The organism is Streptomyces sp. NPDC107521, from assembly GCF_055598485.1.
Map to the genome: position 1 here is coordinate 25,970 of NZ_JBVKAT010000023.1, position 15,262 is coordinate 41,231.

General features: G+C 75.5%; 15 protein-coding genes and 1 pseudogene. 8 read left to right on the top strand and 8 right to left on the bottom strand.

The window, feature by feature from the left end; genetic code table 11:
* Positions 1–267 precede the first annotated feature (267 nt).
* Positions 268–423, top strand: coding sequence for a hypothetical protein (locus ACZ7LB_RS27090; RefSeq protein ID WP_202551420.1), 156 nt, complete (start codon positions 268–270; stop codon positions 421–423).
* Between the two features lie 203 nt (positions 424–626).
* On the top strand, positions 627–1,076 hold the full coding sequence (locus tag ACZ7LB_RS27095; protein ID WP_471471836.1) for an SCO4225 family membrane protein: 450 nt from the start codon (positions 627–629) through the stop codon (positions 1,074–1,076).
* A 173-nt stretch (positions 1,077–1,249) separates the two neighbouring features.
* On the opposite strand, the gene ACZ7LB_RS27100 is transcribed toward ACZ7LB_RS27095, so the two are convergent.
* Positions 1,250–1,555 (bottom strand): hypothetical protein, encoded by a 306-nt coding sequence (locus tag ACZ7LB_RS27100; RefSeq protein WP_471471837.1) that lies wholly within the window; start codon positions 1,553–1,555, stop codon positions 1,250–1,252.
* A 209-nt stretch (positions 1,556–1,764) separates the two neighbouring features.
* Here ACZ7LB_RS27100 and ACZ7LB_RS27105 point away from each other — a divergent pair, with 209 nt between their 5' ends.
* A complete protein-coding gene (locus ACZ7LB_RS27105; RefSeq protein ID WP_471471910.1) occupies positions 1,765–2,727 on the top strand; it encodes a Vgb family protein in 963 nt (320 codons plus the stop codon).
* A 139-nt stretch (positions 2,728–2,866) separates the two neighbouring features.
* Here the strand turns inward: ACZ7LB_RS27105 and ACZ7LB_RS27110 are convergent, their stop codons facing one another.
* From ACZ7LB_RS27110 to ACZ7LB_RS27120, 3 genes are all read right to left on the bottom strand, one after another.
* Complete coding sequence (locus tag ACZ7LB_RS27110; RefSeq protein WP_471471838.1) at positions 2,867–3,343, bottom strand: GerMN domain-containing protein; 477 nt, start codon at positions 3,341–3,343, stop codon at positions 2,867–2,869.
* Positions 3,340–4,878 (bottom strand): ATP-binding protein, encoded by a 1,539-nt coding sequence (locus ACZ7LB_RS27115; RefSeq protein WP_471471911.1) that lies wholly within the window; start codon positions 4,876–4,878, stop codon positions 3,340–3,342. The genes ACZ7LB_RS27110 and ACZ7LB_RS27115 overlap by 4 nt, the downstream gene beginning before the upstream one ends.
* 134 nt (positions 4,879–5,012) lie before the next feature.
* The gene (locus ACZ7LB_RS27120; protein ID WP_471471839.1) at positions 5,013–5,705 is read right to left on the bottom strand and encodes a response regulator; all 693 of its coding nucleotides are present in this window, start codon (positions 5,703–5,705) and stop codon (positions 5,013–5,015) included.
* 135 nt (positions 5,706–5,840) lie between these two features.
* On the opposite strand from ACZ7LB_RS27120, the gene ACZ7LB_RS27125 reads away from it, so the two are divergent.
* From ACZ7LB_RS27125 to ACZ7LB_RS27140, 4 genes and pseudogenes are all read left to right on the top strand, one after another.
* On the top strand, positions 5,841–6,491 hold the full coding sequence (locus tag ACZ7LB_RS27125) for a hypothetical protein (RefSeq protein ID WP_471471840.1): 651 nt from the start codon (positions 5,841–5,843) through the stop codon (positions 6,489–6,491).
* Complete coding sequence (locus tag ACZ7LB_RS27130; RefSeq protein ID WP_471471841.1) at positions 6,488–7,555, top strand: peptidoglycan-binding protein; 1,068 nt, start codon at positions 6,488–6,490, stop codon at positions 7,553–7,555. The genes ACZ7LB_RS27125 and ACZ7LB_RS27130 overlap by 4 nt, the downstream gene beginning before the upstream one ends.
* Positions 7,552–8,271 (top strand): annotated as a pseudogene (locus tag ACZ7LB_RS27135) (ABC transporter ATP-binding protein); the annotation flags it as partial. The gene ACZ7LB_RS27130 and the pseudogene ACZ7LB_RS27135, both read left to right, overlap by 4 nt.
* Positions 8,272–8,570: 299 nt before the next feature.
* Positions 8,571–9,764 (top strand): ABC transporter permease, encoded by a 1,194-nt coding sequence (locus ACZ7LB_RS27140; protein WP_471471842.1) that lies wholly within the window; start codon positions 8,571–8,573, stop codon positions 9,762–9,764.
* Between the two features lie 229 nt (positions 9,765–9,993).
* Here the strand turns inward: ACZ7LB_RS27140 and coaD are convergent, their stop codons facing one another.
* On the bottom strand, positions 9,994–10,413 hold the full coding sequence (gene coaD, locus ACZ7LB_RS27145) for a pantetheine-phosphate adenylyltransferase (RefSeq protein ID WP_471471843.1): 420 nt from the start codon (positions 10,411–10,413) through the stop codon (positions 9,994–9,996).
* Between the two features lie 149 nt (positions 10,414–10,562).
* On the bottom strand, positions 10,563–11,324 hold the full coding sequence (locus tag ACZ7LB_RS27150) for a phosphoglyceromutase (RefSeq protein WP_471471844.1): 762 nt from the start codon (positions 11,322–11,324) through the stop codon (positions 10,563–10,565).
* 155 nt (positions 11,325–11,479) lie between these two features.
* On the opposite strand from ACZ7LB_RS27150, the gene ACZ7LB_RS27155 reads away from it, so the two are divergent.
* Entirely contained in the window at positions 11,480–12,931 is a 1,452-nt protein-coding gene (locus ACZ7LB_RS27155) for an MDR family MFS transporter (protein WP_471471845.1), read from the top strand.
* A 79-nt stretch (positions 12,932–13,010) separates the two neighbouring features.
* Here ACZ7LB_RS27155 and ACZ7LB_RS27160 read toward each other — a convergent pair whose 3' ends face one another.
* Both ACZ7LB_RS27160 and mshA read right to left on the bottom strand, forming a co-directional pair.
* Positions 13,011–13,517, bottom strand: a complete 507-nt coding sequence (locus ACZ7LB_RS27160; RefSeq protein WP_471471846.1) for a type III secretion system chaperone family protein — start codon at positions 13,515–13,517, stop codon at positions 13,011–13,013.
* Positions 13,510–14,847, bottom strand: a complete 1,338-nt coding sequence (gene mshA, locus ACZ7LB_RS27165) for a D-inositol-3-phosphate glycosyltransferase (RefSeq protein ID WP_471471847.1) — start codon at positions 14,845–14,847, stop codon at positions 13,510–13,512. The genes ACZ7LB_RS27160 and mshA overlap by 8 nt, the downstream gene beginning before the upstream one ends.
* Positions 14,848–15,262: the final 415 nt, after the last annotated feature.

Sequence of the window (15,262 nt, forward strand, 5' to 3'; positions counted from 1 at the left end):
CGCAGGGACCGCAGGGACCGCAGGGACCGCAGGGACCGCAGGGACCGCAGGGACCGCAGGGACCGCAGGGACCGCAGGGACCGCAGGGACCGCAGGGAGGATGGCTCCCGTGGGTCGGGGGCGCCAGGGGTTCCGGGAGCCGGGTGGGGCAGGGCCGGCGGCGCCGGAGGACGGGCGGGGGCGCGGGGCGGACGCCCCAGTGCGCCGTTGATGCGACCGCGGTCCCCGTCGTCCAATGGGCGCAGGCAACCGCCCCGAGGAGGACCCATGTCCGATTCCCCCGCCACCACGCCCGACCCCGCCCAGCAGCGCCCGTCCGAGCAGCCCGCCGACCTCCGCAGCCTGCCCCTGATCGCCGCCTGCGGCTGCGGATCGGGGTGCGGGTGCGGCTGCCAGTCGGGCAGCCCGTGCCAGTGCGGCTGACGGCACGGGCCCGGCCGCAGGCACCTGCACCGGCACGGCCGCAGGCACAGACACCGGCACCGGCACCGGCACACCGCTGAGCGGCTCACGTTCCGTCACGGCGGCCGGGCGACCCGTTCGCCCGGCCGCCCGTGAGGGCGTGCGGGGCGGGCGGGGCGGGCGGGCGCCCCTGCGGCGCACGGGAGCCGTCCGGTCCTCCCCGGGTGGCGGGTCCGCCCGGCCGAGTACGGGCACTCACGACGCGGGCGCCTCCCCCGGCGCACCCTGGGCGCAGGACGACGACACCCGGGGGAGATCCGACGAACACCGACACGGGCGGCCGGAGCCGTACCCTGCGCGCCTTTGCCCGGCGCAACCTGGCCCATCCGGTCCCGGCGGTCTACCTCGCGCTGGTGGGCGGTGCCATGGCCGTCGCCGCACTGCTCCCTGCCTCGCAGGACGCGTCGCCGGCCTGGGTCCGGCCCGCGCTGTTCATCTTTCCGGCCTTCGGTCTCGTGGTCTGGTGCGGTGACGCGTTCTGGGGCGGGGACGCGCCGGGCTGGTACTTCTTCGGCGGGATCGTGGTCACGGCGCTGCTCCAGGCGTGCCTCCTGGGCGCCACGGCACGGGCGCTGCGCGGACACCGCCGCCATCGCGCGCCGACCGCGGGCTGACGGGCCGGGCGTGCCGCCGGGGGCGCGCCGACCCCGGCGGCCGGAGGGCTGCCCCTGCGGGGCGGGAGATCGCAGTGGCGCGCGCCCGGCGCGGTACGACGCGACCCGGCGCTCGAAACGGATCGCGCGCCCCGGCTCACGGCCGCCGTCGTACGGGCCCCCGGGCCGGGAGGTCAGCGGGCGCCGGTGTCGCGTGCGGCCAGCCAGAGGGTCAGCTCACGGGCGATGTCGTTCGGGCTCGCCGAGACGGTCATCTCCTGCTCACCGCGGGCGGTGTCACTGCGGACGACCTCGAAGCGGCCGCCGCACAGCAGGGTCACGGAGACCGACCAGCCGGAGGCGCCCCCGGCGGGCCGGACGGCGAGAAAGGTGTTGTCGGCGCCGTCGAGATCGCCGATCATCATGAACAGCGCGTCCTCGGAGGGATCCTCGATCCGGTCGCCGTCCTCGCTGACGGCGCTGTAGTACTCGGCTTCCATCCGCCGCGCCTCCCCTCGTCCCGGGCCACCCTAACCGCCTCCGTCGGCGGCCTCTTCGGCGGCGGGCCGGTGAACCACCGCCGCCCGGCGCTTGGTTGGCCAAGTGTCCTCGGGCCGGAGGGACTTGAGTGAGCGCGTCAGGGAACCGGCCCCCGGCCGGGACCCCGTGGCGCCCCGATCGCGAACGCGGAGGAGCCCGGGTGCGGCAGGTGTCCGTCGAGGAGTACCGGGTGGCCGACGGCACGGCCGGGCCCTACTCCCTGACCACCGGGCCGGACGGCACCCTGTGGTTCACCCTCGTCCACGGCGGCGGGATCGGCCGGCTCGTCCCCGGCGGCGGGCCGACGGTGTACGCCCTCGACCCGGGGTGCGGGCCGAGCGTCATCACCGCCGGCCCGGACGGCGCGCTCTGGTTCACCGAGTACCGCGCGGACCGGATCGGCCGGATCACCTGCGACGGGCACGTCACCGAGTACCCGGTGCCCACCCCCGGCTGCGGCCCGTTCGGCATCGCGGCGGGTCCGGACGGGGCGCTGTGGTTCACCGGTACGGCCGCCGACCGCGTCGGGCGCGTCACGGTGGACGGGCGGTTCACCGAGTTCCCGCTGCCGGTGAGCGGGGCCTTCCCGTCCGGGATCGCCGCCGGGGGCGACGGCGGGATGTGGTTCACCCTCGACCGGGCGAACGCGGTGGGACGGATCGGCATGGACGGCGCGGTCGCCCTGTATCCGCTGCCCACCGCGGACGCGGCCCCGGTGGGGATCGCGGCGGCGCCCGACGGGGCCCTGTGGTTCACCGAGATCGCCGCCGGGCGGATCGGCCGGATCACGCCCGGCGGGCACCTCACCGAGTACCCGCTGGCCGACCCGGCGGCCCGGCCGCACGCGGTCACCGTGGCCGGGGACGGCACGGTGTGGTTCACCGAATGGGCGGGCAACCGGGTCGGCGCGCTCGCCCCCGGCGGCACCCCGGTCGCGTACGGCCTGCCCACCCCGGGCTCCGAGCCGCACGGCATCGCGGTCGGACCGGACGGCGCCGTGTGGACGGCCCTGGAGACGGGCGCGCTCGCCCGCGTCGCCCCGGCGGACGGCTCCGCCCCGGACGGTTCGGCGACGGATACCCCGCCGGCGGACGGTCCGGCGACGAGCGCCCCGACGGCGGGCGGTTCGTAGGCGGCCCGGGGCGCGCGCCCGCCCCGCCGGACCGCGCCCGGCACCCGGCACCCGGCACCCGGCACCCGGCACCCGGCACCCGCTGGACGCACACCACGCGCCGCACACCACCCGCCAGGTACCCGGACGGAGCCGCGCCTCACCGCACGAAGTAGTCCGCGCACCGGTAGGGCCCCTGCTCGGGGCCGACGGACGGCGACAGGGTCACCTCCACCTCGTCGCTGCCTACCTCCGGGGCGACCACCGAACGGGCGCTCGCCAGCGTGCACACCATCTGGCCCGTGCCCAGGTCGAGCCCCGTCCCCCCGTAGGTGCCGTCGATCTCGACGGTGACCCGGGCGCCCCGGGCGGAGACGGTGTAGCCGCCCAGCTGGAGCAGGTTGACGAGCCCTTCGGGGGGTTCGAGGAGCAGCTTCAGCACCCAGCCGATGTCCTTGCCGATCTCCCGGTCGACCAGCGGCACCGCGCGCAGCCCGCTCGACGAGACGTAGTACAGCCGCATCCCGCGCGTCAGGCCGGACGCGGGCTCGCCCGCGCCGATCACGCCGGTCGGCTGGACCCCGCACCCCATCAGGGCGATGCCCAGCACGGCGGCCAGGACCCCCCGCCGGATCATCCGCACTCCGTGTCCTTTCCCGGGCGTCGCAGGGGCAGCCGCAGCGTGAACACCGCGCCGGGCGGCGTCCCCCGGCCTCCGCCGGACGCCCCGACGGCACCGGCCGTCCCGGTCCCGCCGTCCGCTTCCGCGTCCGTCCCGCCGTCCGCCGCACCGCCTCCGCCCGTCACCTCGATCGTGCCGCCGTGCAGCCGGGCGTTCTCCAGCGCTATCGCCGTCCCCAGGCCGCTGCCCTGCCCGCTGTCGTCCGCCGCACCGCGGGTACGGGCCGCGTCGGCCTTGTAGAACCGGTCGAAGACCCGCTCCCGCACCTCGGGGGGCAGCCCCGGGCCGTGGTCGGCGACGGACAGCAGCACCCACTCCTCCTCCCCGGTCCGGGAGGTGCGCAGGGTCACGGTGACCGGCGGGGCGCCGTGCCGCAGCGCGTTGCCCACCAGATTCGCCACGATCACGTCGATCCGGCGCCGGTCCACCACCGCCCGCAGTCCCTCCGGGAGGTCCGCGCGCACCCGGTCCGTCCAGCCGCGCAGCGCCAGCGAGGCCCGCACGGTGGCGGCGAGGTCGGTGCCGGCCGCGTTCAGCCGGACCGCCCCGGCGTCGAAGCGGGAGATCTCCATCAGGTCCTCCACCAGCCGGGCGAGCCGCGCCGTCTCCGCGCCGACGGTGCGGGCGGCCCGTGCCGCGTCCGGCGGCAGCCGGTCGGCGTCCTCCTCCAGGACCGTCGCCACCATGGTCATCGCCGCGAGGGGGGTGCGCAGTTCGTGGGAGACGTCCGCGACGAAGCGGCGCGCCTTCGCCTCCTGCTCGCGCAGCCCGGCGTCGGACGCCTGGAGGGCGTCGGCGGTCTCGTTGAACGTCCGTGCCAGGTCGGCGAGTTCGTCGTTGCCGGTGACCTCGACCCGGATGCCGAGGTCACCGGAGGCGAGTTCGCGGGTGGCCCGGCCCAGGGTGCGCACCGGCCGCAGCACCGTCCCCGCCGCCAGCAGCGCGAGGACGGCGGCGAGCAGGACCACCGGCACGATGCCGTCCCGGACGGAGCCGATCAGGGCGGCGGTGTCCGCGCTCTCCGCCCGCAGATCGGTCAGCGTGTAGACCTCCAGGCCGGAGGCGCGGCGGTCCCCGTCGACATAGCGGACGGGGGTGCCGACGACGAGGTACGGCTCCCCCCGCCACCGCACCCGCTGGAAGACGGTGGCGTCGCCGGCCGTGACGGAGGCGCGCAGTCCGGTGGTGATCCAGGCCGTCGACTCGGCGAAGGTGTCGGAGGTGGCGGACAGGGACCGGTAGCGGGCGACCACGGTCCGTCCGCCGACGCGCTCCGAGACCTTCGCCGCGAACCGGGACAGCGACTCCTGGTCGGGCGGCAGGTCGAAGTCGGCGGCGACCGTGCCGACCTGGGCCCGGAAGTCCTTCACCGCAGCGTTCTGGGTGCGCTGGAGGACGGCGGTGCGGGCGTCCCGGTAGGCGAGGGCGGTCGCGGTCGCCGCGCTGAGGAGGGCGACGACGACGAAGGTGAGGACGAGCCGCACCCGCAGCCCGCCGGTGAACCGCCGCCGGCGCCGGTGCCCGGTTCCGGCGCCGCGGCCGGAGTGGGAACCGCGCCCGGCACCGCGCCCGGCACCGCGGCCCCGCCCCGCCGCGGCGCCGCCCGCACGGCCGCCCGCCCGTCTCACAGGGGCCCGAAGCGGTAGCCGAAACCCCGCACGGTCTGCACGAACCGGGGCTTGGCCGGCACGTCCTCCAGCTTGGACCGCAGCCGCGCGACCGCCGCGTCCACCAGCCGGGAGTCGCCCAGGAAGCTGTGGTCCCACACCGATTCGAGGAGCTGCTCGCGGCTGAGGACCCGGCCGGGCGCGGCCGACAGCTCCAGCAGCAGCCGCATCTCGACCGGCGGCAGCGGGACGGGGACGCCCCGGCGGGTGACGGTCAGCCCGGCGCGGTCGATGACCAGCCCGGCGAGGTCGCCCTCCTGCTCCCGCCCCGCCGACGGCTCCACCCGGCGCAGCGCGGCCCGGATCCGGGCCTCCAGCACGGGCGCGGTGACCGGCTTGACCACGTAGTCGTCGGCGCCCGCCTCCAGTCCCGTCACGATGTCGTGGTCGTCGCCGCGCGCGGTCAGCATGATGACCGGCAGGACGGCCGTCCGTTCCCGGATGCGGCGGCACACCTCGAAGCCGTCCATGCCGGGCAGCATCAGGTCCAGCACGGCCAGTTCGACCCTCCGGCCGTCCGGGCCGTCGAGCAGGTCGAGGGCCTGCTCACCGGTGGCGGCGGTGTCCACCCCGTACCCGTGCCGGCGCAGCACCAGCTCCATCCCGTCCCGTACCGACGCGTCGTCCTCGATGAGCAGCACATGCGGCATGGGCACGATTATGGGCGCGGCCGGGCCGCTTCCCCCACCCCTTCGGGACAGCGGAAGGCGCAGGTCGGGGCATTGTTACGTTCCCATCATGCGGCCATGGAGGGGCCATCACGCGCGGTGGCGACGGTGGGACCCATGAGCTACGCAACGCGGCCCCGAGCCGCCCTCCGGCTGCGCGCCACCGCCCTCGTGACCCTGCCCCTCCTCGCCCTCGCGGTCGCCTGCGGCGGCGACGGCTCCGGTGTGAAGGACGGGCGGAACACCGCCGTCGCCGACGTCCCGGACGCCCCGGCCCCCGGTGCCGCCGACCGCGCCGAAGGCACCACCAGCCCCCGGCCCGCCGCCAAGAGCGCCTACTACGACGCCCAGGTGAAGTACGTCCAGTGCATGCGCGCCAAGGGCGGCTACAAGGACTACCCCGACCCCAAGCTGAGCGGCTACCTGGACTGGGCCGAGATCGAGAAGATCGTCGAGCGGACCGGCGAGGACGAGGCGTGGAAGGGCGGCAGGAAGGGCGTCTGCTTCCCCGAGATGCGGGCCGCCATGGACGTCGAGCCCGAGGTCGACCAGCAGAAGGCGTACGAGTCGCTGCTCGCGCACGCCAAGTGCATGCGGGACAACGGCGTCTCGCGCTTCACCAACCCCACCATGAGCGGCGGCCAGGCCATCCCGGGCGGCGACCCCAACCCGGCCTCCCCGGTCCTCGACGTCAACTCGCCGGCGTACGAGAGGGCCGAGGAGGCCTGCCGGTCGAAGCTGATCGAGAGCGTGGAAGGCATGCAGTGAGACGGCGCACCGCACTCCTCGCACTCGGCACGGCGGCCGCCGCGGCCGCCGGGGGCGTCCTGCTCCTCGGCACCGGCGGCGGCACCGGCGCGCCGGCGGCCGGCGGCGATCTGCCGCCCGCCACCGCGGCCGTCGTCCGCACCGACCTCGTGCAGTCCAAGACGGTCGACGGCAGGCTGGACTTCGCGCGCCGCCGCCCGGTCAAGGCCGCCGTCGAGGGCACCGTCACGGTGGCCGCAGCCGAGGGCTCGACGGTGGCCGCCGGGCAGGCCCTGTACGAGCTGAACGACAAGCCCGTCACCCTCCTCTACGGCCCGGTCCCCATGTTCCGCGAGATGAGGAACGGCGACCGCGGCAGCGACGTGCTCCAACTGGAGCGCAACCTGCGGGACCTGGGATACGGCTCGGGGCTGTACGTCGACGTCTGGTACGGCCGGGACACCGAGGCCGCCGTCAAGCGGTGGCAGAAGTCCCTCAACCGGGAGCCCACCGGGCGGGTCGGCGCCGGCGACGTCGTCTTCCAGCCCGGTCCCGTCAAGGTCGTCTCCGCCGACGCGCCGCTCGCCGACCGCGTCGCACCCGGCGGGACGGTCCTGACGGTGGCCTCCCCCCGGCCCGTCATCCGGGCCCAACTGGATCAGACGGACGGCCCGTTGGCCGCCTCCGGCACCAAGGTCGAGGTCACCCTGCCGAGCGGGCGGACCGCCGCGGGCAAGGTCACCGGGACGGTGCGCCCCGAGCCGGGCGCCGCCGGGGAGGGCTCCCAGGAGGGGATCACCGTCGAAGTCGTCCTGGACGGCGGGGCGAAGGCGGCCTCCGGCGAGGACACCCGGGCGAGCGCGAGCGTGCGCTTCGTCAGCGAGGCGCGCAGGAACGTCCTCGCGGTGCCCGTGGAGGCGGTCGTGGCCCTGCGGGGCGAGAACGGCGGCTACGGACTCCAGATCGTCCAAGGCACCACGTCCCGGATGGTGCGGGTGGAGACGGGCATGACCGCCGACGGGCGGATCGAGGTCAGCGGCCCCGAGCTGCGCGAGGGGATGAAGGTCGGGGTGGCGGCGTCATGACGGCATCCCCGGTGCCCCCGGCGTTCCGGTCGCACGGACCGGCGGGGCACGTGGCCCCGCTGGTGGTCGAGTTGCGGGGCGCCACCAAGTCGTACCCCGGCGGCGTCCACGCCCTGCGCGGGGTGGACCTCGCGGTGGCGGCGGGCGAACTGCTCGCCGTCGTCGGCCCGTCCGGCTCCGGCAAGTCGACGATGCTCAACATCATGGGCACCCTCGACAAGCCCACCAGCGGCACGGTCAGGATCGCCGGGTACGACGTGGCCGAGCTGTCCGACGCCCGGCTCTCGGCGCTGCGGGCCCGCCACATCGGCTTCGTGTTCCAGCACTTCCACCTGGCGGCGGGCCGCGACGCGGTGGACAACGTCGCCGACGGACTGCTGTACGCGGGCGTGCCGCGCGGGGAACGGCGCGCCCGGGCACGGGAGGCGCTGGCCCGGGTGCGGCTGGACCACCGGGCCTCGCACACGCCCAACGAGCTGTCCGGCGGCGAGAAGCAGCGGGTGGCCATCGCCCGTGCCCTGGTGGGCCAGCCCCGGCTGCTGCTGGCGGACGAGCCCACCGGGGCGCTGGACACCGCGTCCGGCACGATCGTCATGGAGCTGCTGCGCGAGCTGAACGCGGGCGGCACGACGGTCTGCGTGATCACCCATGACCAGGAGATCGCGGAGGCGCTGCCGCGGCGGGTGCGGTTCAGGGACGGGGAGATCGTGTCGGACACGGGTGTCGGGGGCGGGGGCGGCTCGGGGGCCGGGCCGGGGGTCGGCCCCGGGGACGGCCCCGGGGGCGCGTCCGGTGCAGGGGGCGGGCCAGGGGCCGGGAACGGGCCAGGGTGTGCTTCCGGTACCGGGGGCGGCTCGGGCGGCGGGGGCCCCGGCGGGCGTACCGGCGTACGGGGCGCGGGCCCCGGCGGCGGCCGGGACGGGGCCGGGCACACTCGGCCCGGCCCGCACCCGGCGGCCGGAGCCGGCCGCGGCTTCGCCTCCGGCCCGGTCCCCGTCGCACCGGAGGGGGAGTCATGAGGAACGGTCTCAGGCCCTCCCGCCTCTCCCCCGGCGACGTGCTGCGCGTCGGCGCCGTGGGGCTGCGCGCGCGGCGGGCCCGGGTGGTGCTCTCGGCGCTCGGCATCGCCATCGGCATCGCGACGATGGTCGCGGTGGTGGGGCTGTCCGAGTCGAGCCGCGCCGACCTGATGGCCCGGCTCGACCGCCTCGGCACCAATCTGCTCACGGCGGAGGCGGGCAAGAATCCCACCGGGGAGGCGATCAAGCTCCCGAAGAACGCGGTGGCGATGGTCGAGCGGATCGGCCCGGTGCAGCGGGCCACCGCGTCCGCCGACATCGACGCCCGCATCCGCCGCAGCGACGTGGTCCCCGAGGAGCGCACCGCGGGGGTCACCGCCCAGGCGGTCCGCCGCGACCTGCTCACGGCCCTCGGCGGCGAGGTGTCCCGGGGCGTCTGGCTGGACCCGGCGTCCGAGCGCCTGCCGACGGCGGTGCTCGGCTCGGTCGCCGCCCAGCGCCTGGGCATCACCCGCACCGGCGAGACGATCATGATGAACGACACGCGCGTGGCCGTCGTCGGCATCCTGAAGCCGCTCGAACTGGTCCCCACCCTGGACCGGGTGGCCATGGTCGGATTCCCCGCCGCCGAGCGGTACTTCGGCTTCGACGGGCATCCGAGCACCATCTTCGAGCGCTCCACGGACGCCTCCGTCGAGGACGTGCGGGCGATCCTGGCCCGCACCGTCAACCCGGGCCAGGAGGGGGGCATCAAGGTCTCCCGCCCCTCGGACGCGCTGGCCGCGAAGGCCGCCACCGACGAGGGGCTGACCCAGCTGATGCTCGGACTGGGCGCGGTGGCCCTGCTGGTCGGCGGGGTGGGGGTGGCCAACACCATGGTCATCTCGGTGCTGGAGCGCCGCCAGGAGATCGGGCTGCGGCGCGCGCTGGGCGCGACCCGGGGCGCGGTCCGGCTCCAGTTCCTCACCGAGTCGCTGCTGCTGTCCGCGCTGGGCGGGGTGACGGGCGCGCTGCTGGGCACGGCGGCGACGTACGGCTTCGCGCGCTTCCAGGGCTGGACGGCGGTGGTCCCGCCGGAGTCCCTGGCGGGCGGCGTGGCGGCGACCCTGGTGATCGGCGTGATCGCGGGCCTCTACCCGGCGGTCAGGGCGTCCCGCCTGCACCCGACGGTGGCGCTGAACGCGGCATAGCCTCCCGGGGGGCCCGGCGGCACCCGCCCTCCCCGGCCCCGTGGCACGGGGAGGGCGGGTGCCGCCGGGGCCCCGGTCACTCGGGGCAGGACGTGGCCGCGACGGTTCCCGCGCCGGGCTCGGCGTAGGTGAGCCCTTCGACCCCGCGCGCTCCACCGTCGGACGTCGCCGTGTCAGTCACCCGCCCGGGCACCGCATCCTCCTGGTCCGCACCGACCCGATCACCGCTTCAGGAGGAACGGAACGCATGCACCGTGGTGAGGAGGGTCGAGGAGATGTGGGCCAGGGCGGGGTCGGCGGGGATGAAGAACGTCTCGATCCCGGCCGGTTCACGGTTCACGCGGGCCAGCCGCGTTTCGTGTTCCACGTCGGCGCCGTCGCGGACGCCTCGGACGACCACGTCGATTCCGGCACTGCGGCAGTAGTCGACCAGCAGGCCGTCGGTGTGGGAGTCGACCGAGACGTTGCCCAGACCCGTCGTCACCGCTCGCAGCCGGTCCAGCCGTTCGGTGACGGGGAAGCGCCCGGTCTTGCCCGCGTTCGCCATCACGCAGACGACGACCTCGTCGAACAGGGACGCGGCGCGGCGGAGAACGTCCAGGTGCCCCTCGGTGACCAGGTCGAAGGACCCTGGGAAGAGGGCTCGCATGACCAGGGAGAGTATCGCGGACGCCTGCTCCCGTCGGCCCGCGCGCCCGGACACCGGTGTCCCCGGTCCGAGGGCCCGAAGCCGTCCCCGGCCGCGAGAACGCCCCCGAGCCGCGCCGTACGCGCGGGTCGGGGGCGTGATCGCGTGGGCTACTTCTTCTTGCCCTGGTTCTTCACGGCCTCGATGGCCGCGGCGGCCGCGTCCGGGTCGAGGTAGGTGCCGCCGGGGGTGACCGGCTTGAATTCGGCGTCGAGTTCGTAGGAGAGCGGGATGCCCGTCGGGATGTTCAGGCCCGCGATGTCGGCGTCGGAGATGCCGTCGAGGTGCTTGACCAGGGCGCGCAGGCTGTTGCCGTGGGCGGCGACCAGGACCGTGCGGCCGGTGAGCAGGTCGGGGACGATGCTGTCGAACCAGTACGGCAGCATGCGCACGACGACGTCCTTGAGGCACTCCGTCCGCGGGCGCACCTCCGGCGGGAGGGCGGCGTAGCGGGGGTCGCCGAACTGGGAGTACTCGGCGTCGCGGTCGAGCGCCGGCGGCGGGGTGTCGTAGGAGCGGCGCCAGAGCATGAACTGCTCCTCGCCGAACTCCGCGAGGGTCTGCGCCTTGTCCTTGCCCTGGAGGGCGCCGTAGTGGCGCTCGTTCAGGCGCCAGGACCGGTGGACGGGGATCCAGAGGCGGTCGGCGGACTCCAGCGCGAGCTGGGCGGTGCGGATCGCGCGCTTCTGGAGGGAGGTGTGGACCACGTCGGGCAGCAGACCGGCGTCCTTGAGCAGCTCGCCGCCGCGCGTCGCCTCCTTCTCGCCCTTGGCGGTGAGGTTGACGTCCACCCAGCCGGTGAACAGGTTCTTCTCGTTCCACTCGCTCTCGCCGTGGCGGAGGAGGATCAGCTTGTACGGTGCGTCGGCCATGGTGCCGAGCGTAATCGAACCCCCTCGCCGGGTGCTCGGGGCGCCCGCTGGGCGGACGGTTGACGGGAAGTGCTAATCGGGTGGCTCCCGCGACGGCGCGTTCGTAAGGTGTGCTCACCTCATCAGCCGCTTACCGCCACTTCCCCGGGGGTTCCATGTCCGTCGCCGGTCTCCGACGTGCCGCGCGCGAGTCCGTCGCCGGGCTCCCCGGCGCGTTCTGGTGGCTGTGGACCAGCACCCTGGTGAACCGGCTCGGCGCCTTCGTCGCCACCTTCATGGCGCTGTACCTGACCATCGACCGGGGCTACTCCGCCTCCTACGCCGGTCTGGTCGCCGCGCTGCACGGGCTCGGCGGCGTGGTGTCCTCGCTGGGCGCCGGGGTGATGACGGACCGGTTCGGACGGCGGCCCACGCTGCTCGTCGCCCAGGTGTCCACCGCCTTCTCGGTCGCGCTGCTGGGCTTCATGCGGGACCCGGTGGCCATCGCGGCCGTCGCCTTCCTCGTCGGCATGGCGAGCAACGCGTCCCGTCCGGCGGTACAGGCGATGATGGCGGACATCGTGCGGCCCGAGGACCGGGTGCGGGCCTTCGCCCTCAACTTCTGGGCCATCAACCTCGGTTTCGCGATCTCCTCCATGGCCGCCGGGTTCATCGCCGAGTACAGCTACCTCGCCGGGTTCCTGATCGAGGCCGGGATGACCCTGGCCTGCGCGGTCGTCGTCTTCGTCAAGCTGCCCGAGTCCCGGCCGGAGCGGACGGCCGGGGACGGCGCCGCCGGGGGCGCCCCGGTGTCGCTGCTGACGGTGCTGCGGGACGGGCGGTACATGGGGGTCGTCGGGCTGTCGCTGCTGGTCGCGGTGATCTTCCAGCAGGGGTACCTGGGGCTGCCGATCGCCATGGGCGAGGCCGGGTTCAGCCCCGCGGACTACGGTCTGGTCATCGGCTTCAACGGCGTGCTGATCGTGGTCCTCCAGATCCCCGTCACCCGGTTCATCGAGCGCCGCGACCCGCGCAACCTGCTCGTCGTCTCGGCGCTGCTGGCCGGGTACGGGTTCGGGCTCACCGCCTTCGCCGGGTCGCTCGGGGTGTTCGCGCTGACGGTGTGCGTGTGGACGCTGGCGGAGATCGTCAACGCCCCGACGCAGACCGGGCTCGTCGTACGGCTCTCCCCGGTCGAGGGGCGCGGGCGCTACCAGGGGATGTACACCATGTCCTGGGCCGTCGCCTCCCTCATCGCCCCGCTGATGTCCGGTTTCGTCATCGACCACTGGGGCGCCGCCTGGCTCTGGGGGGTGTGCGCGGTCATCGGCACGATCGCGGCGGGCGGGTACGCGCTGCTGATGCGGGGGCTGCCCGAGGAGGGCGGGGCGGTGCCCGCCGGGGCCGGGACGGGGGCGGCGTCCGGTGGGACCGGGGCCGGTACCGGGGCAGGTGGAGCCGTGTCCGGGGAGGCCGGTGGGGCCGGGGCCGGCGGGGCGGCCGGTGGGACCGGGGCCGCCCGGGCCTCCGCTGAGGGTTCCGCCGGGGAGCGGTCCGGGGTCGGGGCCTCCGGAGCGGTGCCCCCGGAGGCGTCCAGCGGTGGCACCCGTAAGGGGAGCCTCCCGTAGCGGGGCCGGCGCGCCGGTCCGCGCCGACGGGCCCCTACGGGATCCCCCGGCGGGATACGCCCCTACGGGTGGGCCGCCGTCACTCCCCCGGACGCTCGACCAGGTGCCGGAAGGCGTCCAGGTTCCGCGTCGACTCCCCGCGCGAGGTCCGCCACGCGTACTCCTTGCGGATGGCGGACGCGAAGCCCATCTCCAGCAGGGTGTTGAAGGAGCCGTCGGCCGCCTCCAGCACCTGGCCGAGCAGGCGGTCGACCTCCTCGGCGGTGACGGCGGCCAGCGGCAGCTTCGCGGTGACGTAGATGTCGCCGAGCCGGTCGACGGCGTATCCCACGCCGTACAGCCGGAGGTTGCGCTCCAGCAGCCAGCGGTGGACGGCGGCCTCGTTCTCGTCGGGGTGGCGGATGACGAACGCGTTCAGGGAGAGCGAGTGGCGGCCGATCCGCAGGGAGACCGCGGTCGACAGCTTGCGGGTACCGGGGAGCGCGACGACGAAGGTGCCGGGCTCCGGGCCCTCCCACTCCAGACCGGCGTCCCTCAGGGCACCCGCTACGGTCCGCGCCGCCCGCTCCGCCTCAGCCTCACCCATGGGCCGAGCGTACGCGACGCCGGTGCGCCTGCACGGCGGCCGTGTACACCTCGGCGGTCGCGGCGGCGGCGGCGCTCCAGCCGAAGCCCCGGGCGTGCCGGGCGGCGGCGTCGCCCATCCGGGGGGTCAGGTCCGGGTCGTCCGCGAAGTCGGCGAGGACCCGGGCGTAGGCGGCCGGGTCGTGGCCCTCGACGAGACGGCCGGTGTCCCCGTCCCGCACGGCGACCGGGAGCCCGCCGACCGCGGCGGCCAGCACCGGCGTGCCCGCCGCCTGGGCCTCGATGGCCACCAGGCCGAACGATTCGCTGTACGACGGCATGACCAGCAGGGACGCCGCCCGGAACCAGTCCGCGAGCTGCTCCTGCCCCACCGGCGGGCGGAACCGCACGACGTCCGCGATGCCCAGGCGCGCGGCGAGCTTCTGCAGCCCCTCCGGCTTGGCGAGGCCGCTGCCGCTGGGGCCGCCGACGACGGGCACGACGATGCGGGAGCGCAGCTCCGGCCGCTCCCCCAGGAGATGGGCGACGGCGCGCAACAGGACGTCGGGGGCCTTGAGGGGCTGTATCCGTCCGGCGAAGAGCGGGATCAGCGCGTCCTGCGGCAGCCCCAGCCGGGCGCGGGCGGCGGCCCGGCCGTCGGCGGGGCGGAACCGTTCGAGGTTGACGCCTGGGTGGACGACGGCGACCTTGGCGGGGTCGGCGTCGTAGTGGCGGACGAGTTCGGCGGCCTCCTCGCCGGTGTTGGCGATCAGCCGGTCGGAGGCGGCGACGATCTGGGTCTCGCCGATGACGCGGGCGGCCGGCTCGGGGGTGTCGCCGTCCGCCAGGCTGGCGTTCTTCACGGCGGCCATGGTGTGCATGGCGTGCACCAGGGGGACGCCCCAGCGCTGGGCGGCGAGCCAGCCGACGTGCCCCGAGAGCCAGTAGTGGGAGTGGACGAGGTCGTAGTGGCCGGGGCGGTGCCCGGCCCACGCCTGCATGACCCCGTGGGTGAAGGCGCAGAGCTGGGCCGGCAGCTCCTCCTTGGCCAGCCCCTCGTACGGGCCCGCGTCGACGTGCCGGACGAGGACGCCGGGGGCCAGTTCGACGGTGAGCGGGAGGGCGCCGGTGGTGGCGCGGGTGAAGATCTCCACCTCGATGTTGATCGCGGCGAGGCGCTGGGCCAGCTCGACGATGTAGACGTTCATGCCGCCGGCGTCGCCGGTGCCCGGCTGGTGGAGCGGCGAGGTGTGCACGGAGAGCATCGCGATGCGGCGGGGTCTGCGGTGCAGCCGGAGCCGTGGGGATGCCACTGGTGACCGACGGCCGAGCCTGCCGACGTACTGGCTCACGACCCGTTTCCTCCTCGCTGCGGGGCATGCCGTGCCGGGCGGAGGACCCGTCTCGTCCTCCACGGGGTGCGAACGCGCGTCGGCGCCGCTCCATTCCGGTTTCCGGGGCTTTGCCGAACCATTACCGTACGATCGAGCCTACGTTCGATAACTCGTGGCTCCTCGGCGCCTCGCTCCACGACCGGGGGCCGGGCCTGCGCGGCCCCGGACGTCGCCCCACGACCGGGACCGGGGCCACGACCGGGAGCAGGGAGCTGCGGCCGGAGACCGGGGCCGGGGCGGGGGCTGGAGCCGGGGGCGGGGCGGGGGATGAAGCCGGGGCCGAGGCCGGAGCCGAGGCCGAGGCCGGAGCCGGAGCCGAGGTGGAGGCCGGGGCGAGGGGACCGGACGCCGGGACGCGGTGCACGACCGGACG

Excerpts from the sequence above, each read along its gene's own strand:
- ACZ7LB_RS27090 (WP_202551420.1), top strand. The coding sequence starts at position 268 with ATGTCCGATTCCCCCGCCACCACGCCCGACCCCGCCCAGCAGCGCCCG.
- ACZ7LB_RS27100 (WP_471471837.1), bottom strand. The coding sequence starts at position 1,555 with ATGGAAGCCGAGTACTACAGCGCCGTCAGCGAGGACGGCGACCGGATC.
- ACZ7LB_RS27110 (WP_471471838.1), bottom strand. The coding sequence starts at position 3,343 with ATGATCCGGCGGGGGGTCCTGGCCGCCGTGCTGGGCATCGCCCTGATG.
- ACZ7LB_RS27120 (WP_471471839.1), bottom strand. The coding sequence starts at position 5,705 with ATGCCGCATGTGCTGCTCATCGAGGACGACGCGTCGGTACGGGACGGG.
- ACZ7LB_RS27125 (WP_471471840.1), top strand. The coding sequence starts at position 5,841 with ATGAGCTACGCAACGCGGCCCCGAGCCGCCCTCCGGCTGCGCGCCACC.
- ACZ7LB_RS27140 (WP_471471842.1), top strand. The coding sequence starts at position 8,571 with ATGAGGAACGGTCTCAGGCCCTCCCGCCTCTCCCCCGGCGACGTGCTG.
- coaD (WP_471471843.1), bottom strand. The coding sequence starts at position 10,413 with ATGCGAGCCCTCTTCCCAGGGTCCTTCGACCTGGTCACCGAGGGGCAC.
- ACZ7LB_RS27150 (WP_471471844.1), bottom strand. The coding sequence starts at position 11,324 with ATGGCCGACGCACCGTACAAGCTGATCCTCCTCCGCCACGGCGAGAGC.
- ACZ7LB_RS27155 (WP_471471845.1), top strand. The coding sequence starts at position 11,480 with ATGTCCGTCGCCGGTCTCCGACGTGCCGCGCGCGAGTCCGTCGCCGGG.
- ACZ7LB_RS27160 (WP_471471846.1), bottom strand. The coding sequence starts at position 13,517 with ATGGGTGAGGCTGAGGCGGAGCGGGCGGCGCGGACCGTAGCGGGTGCC.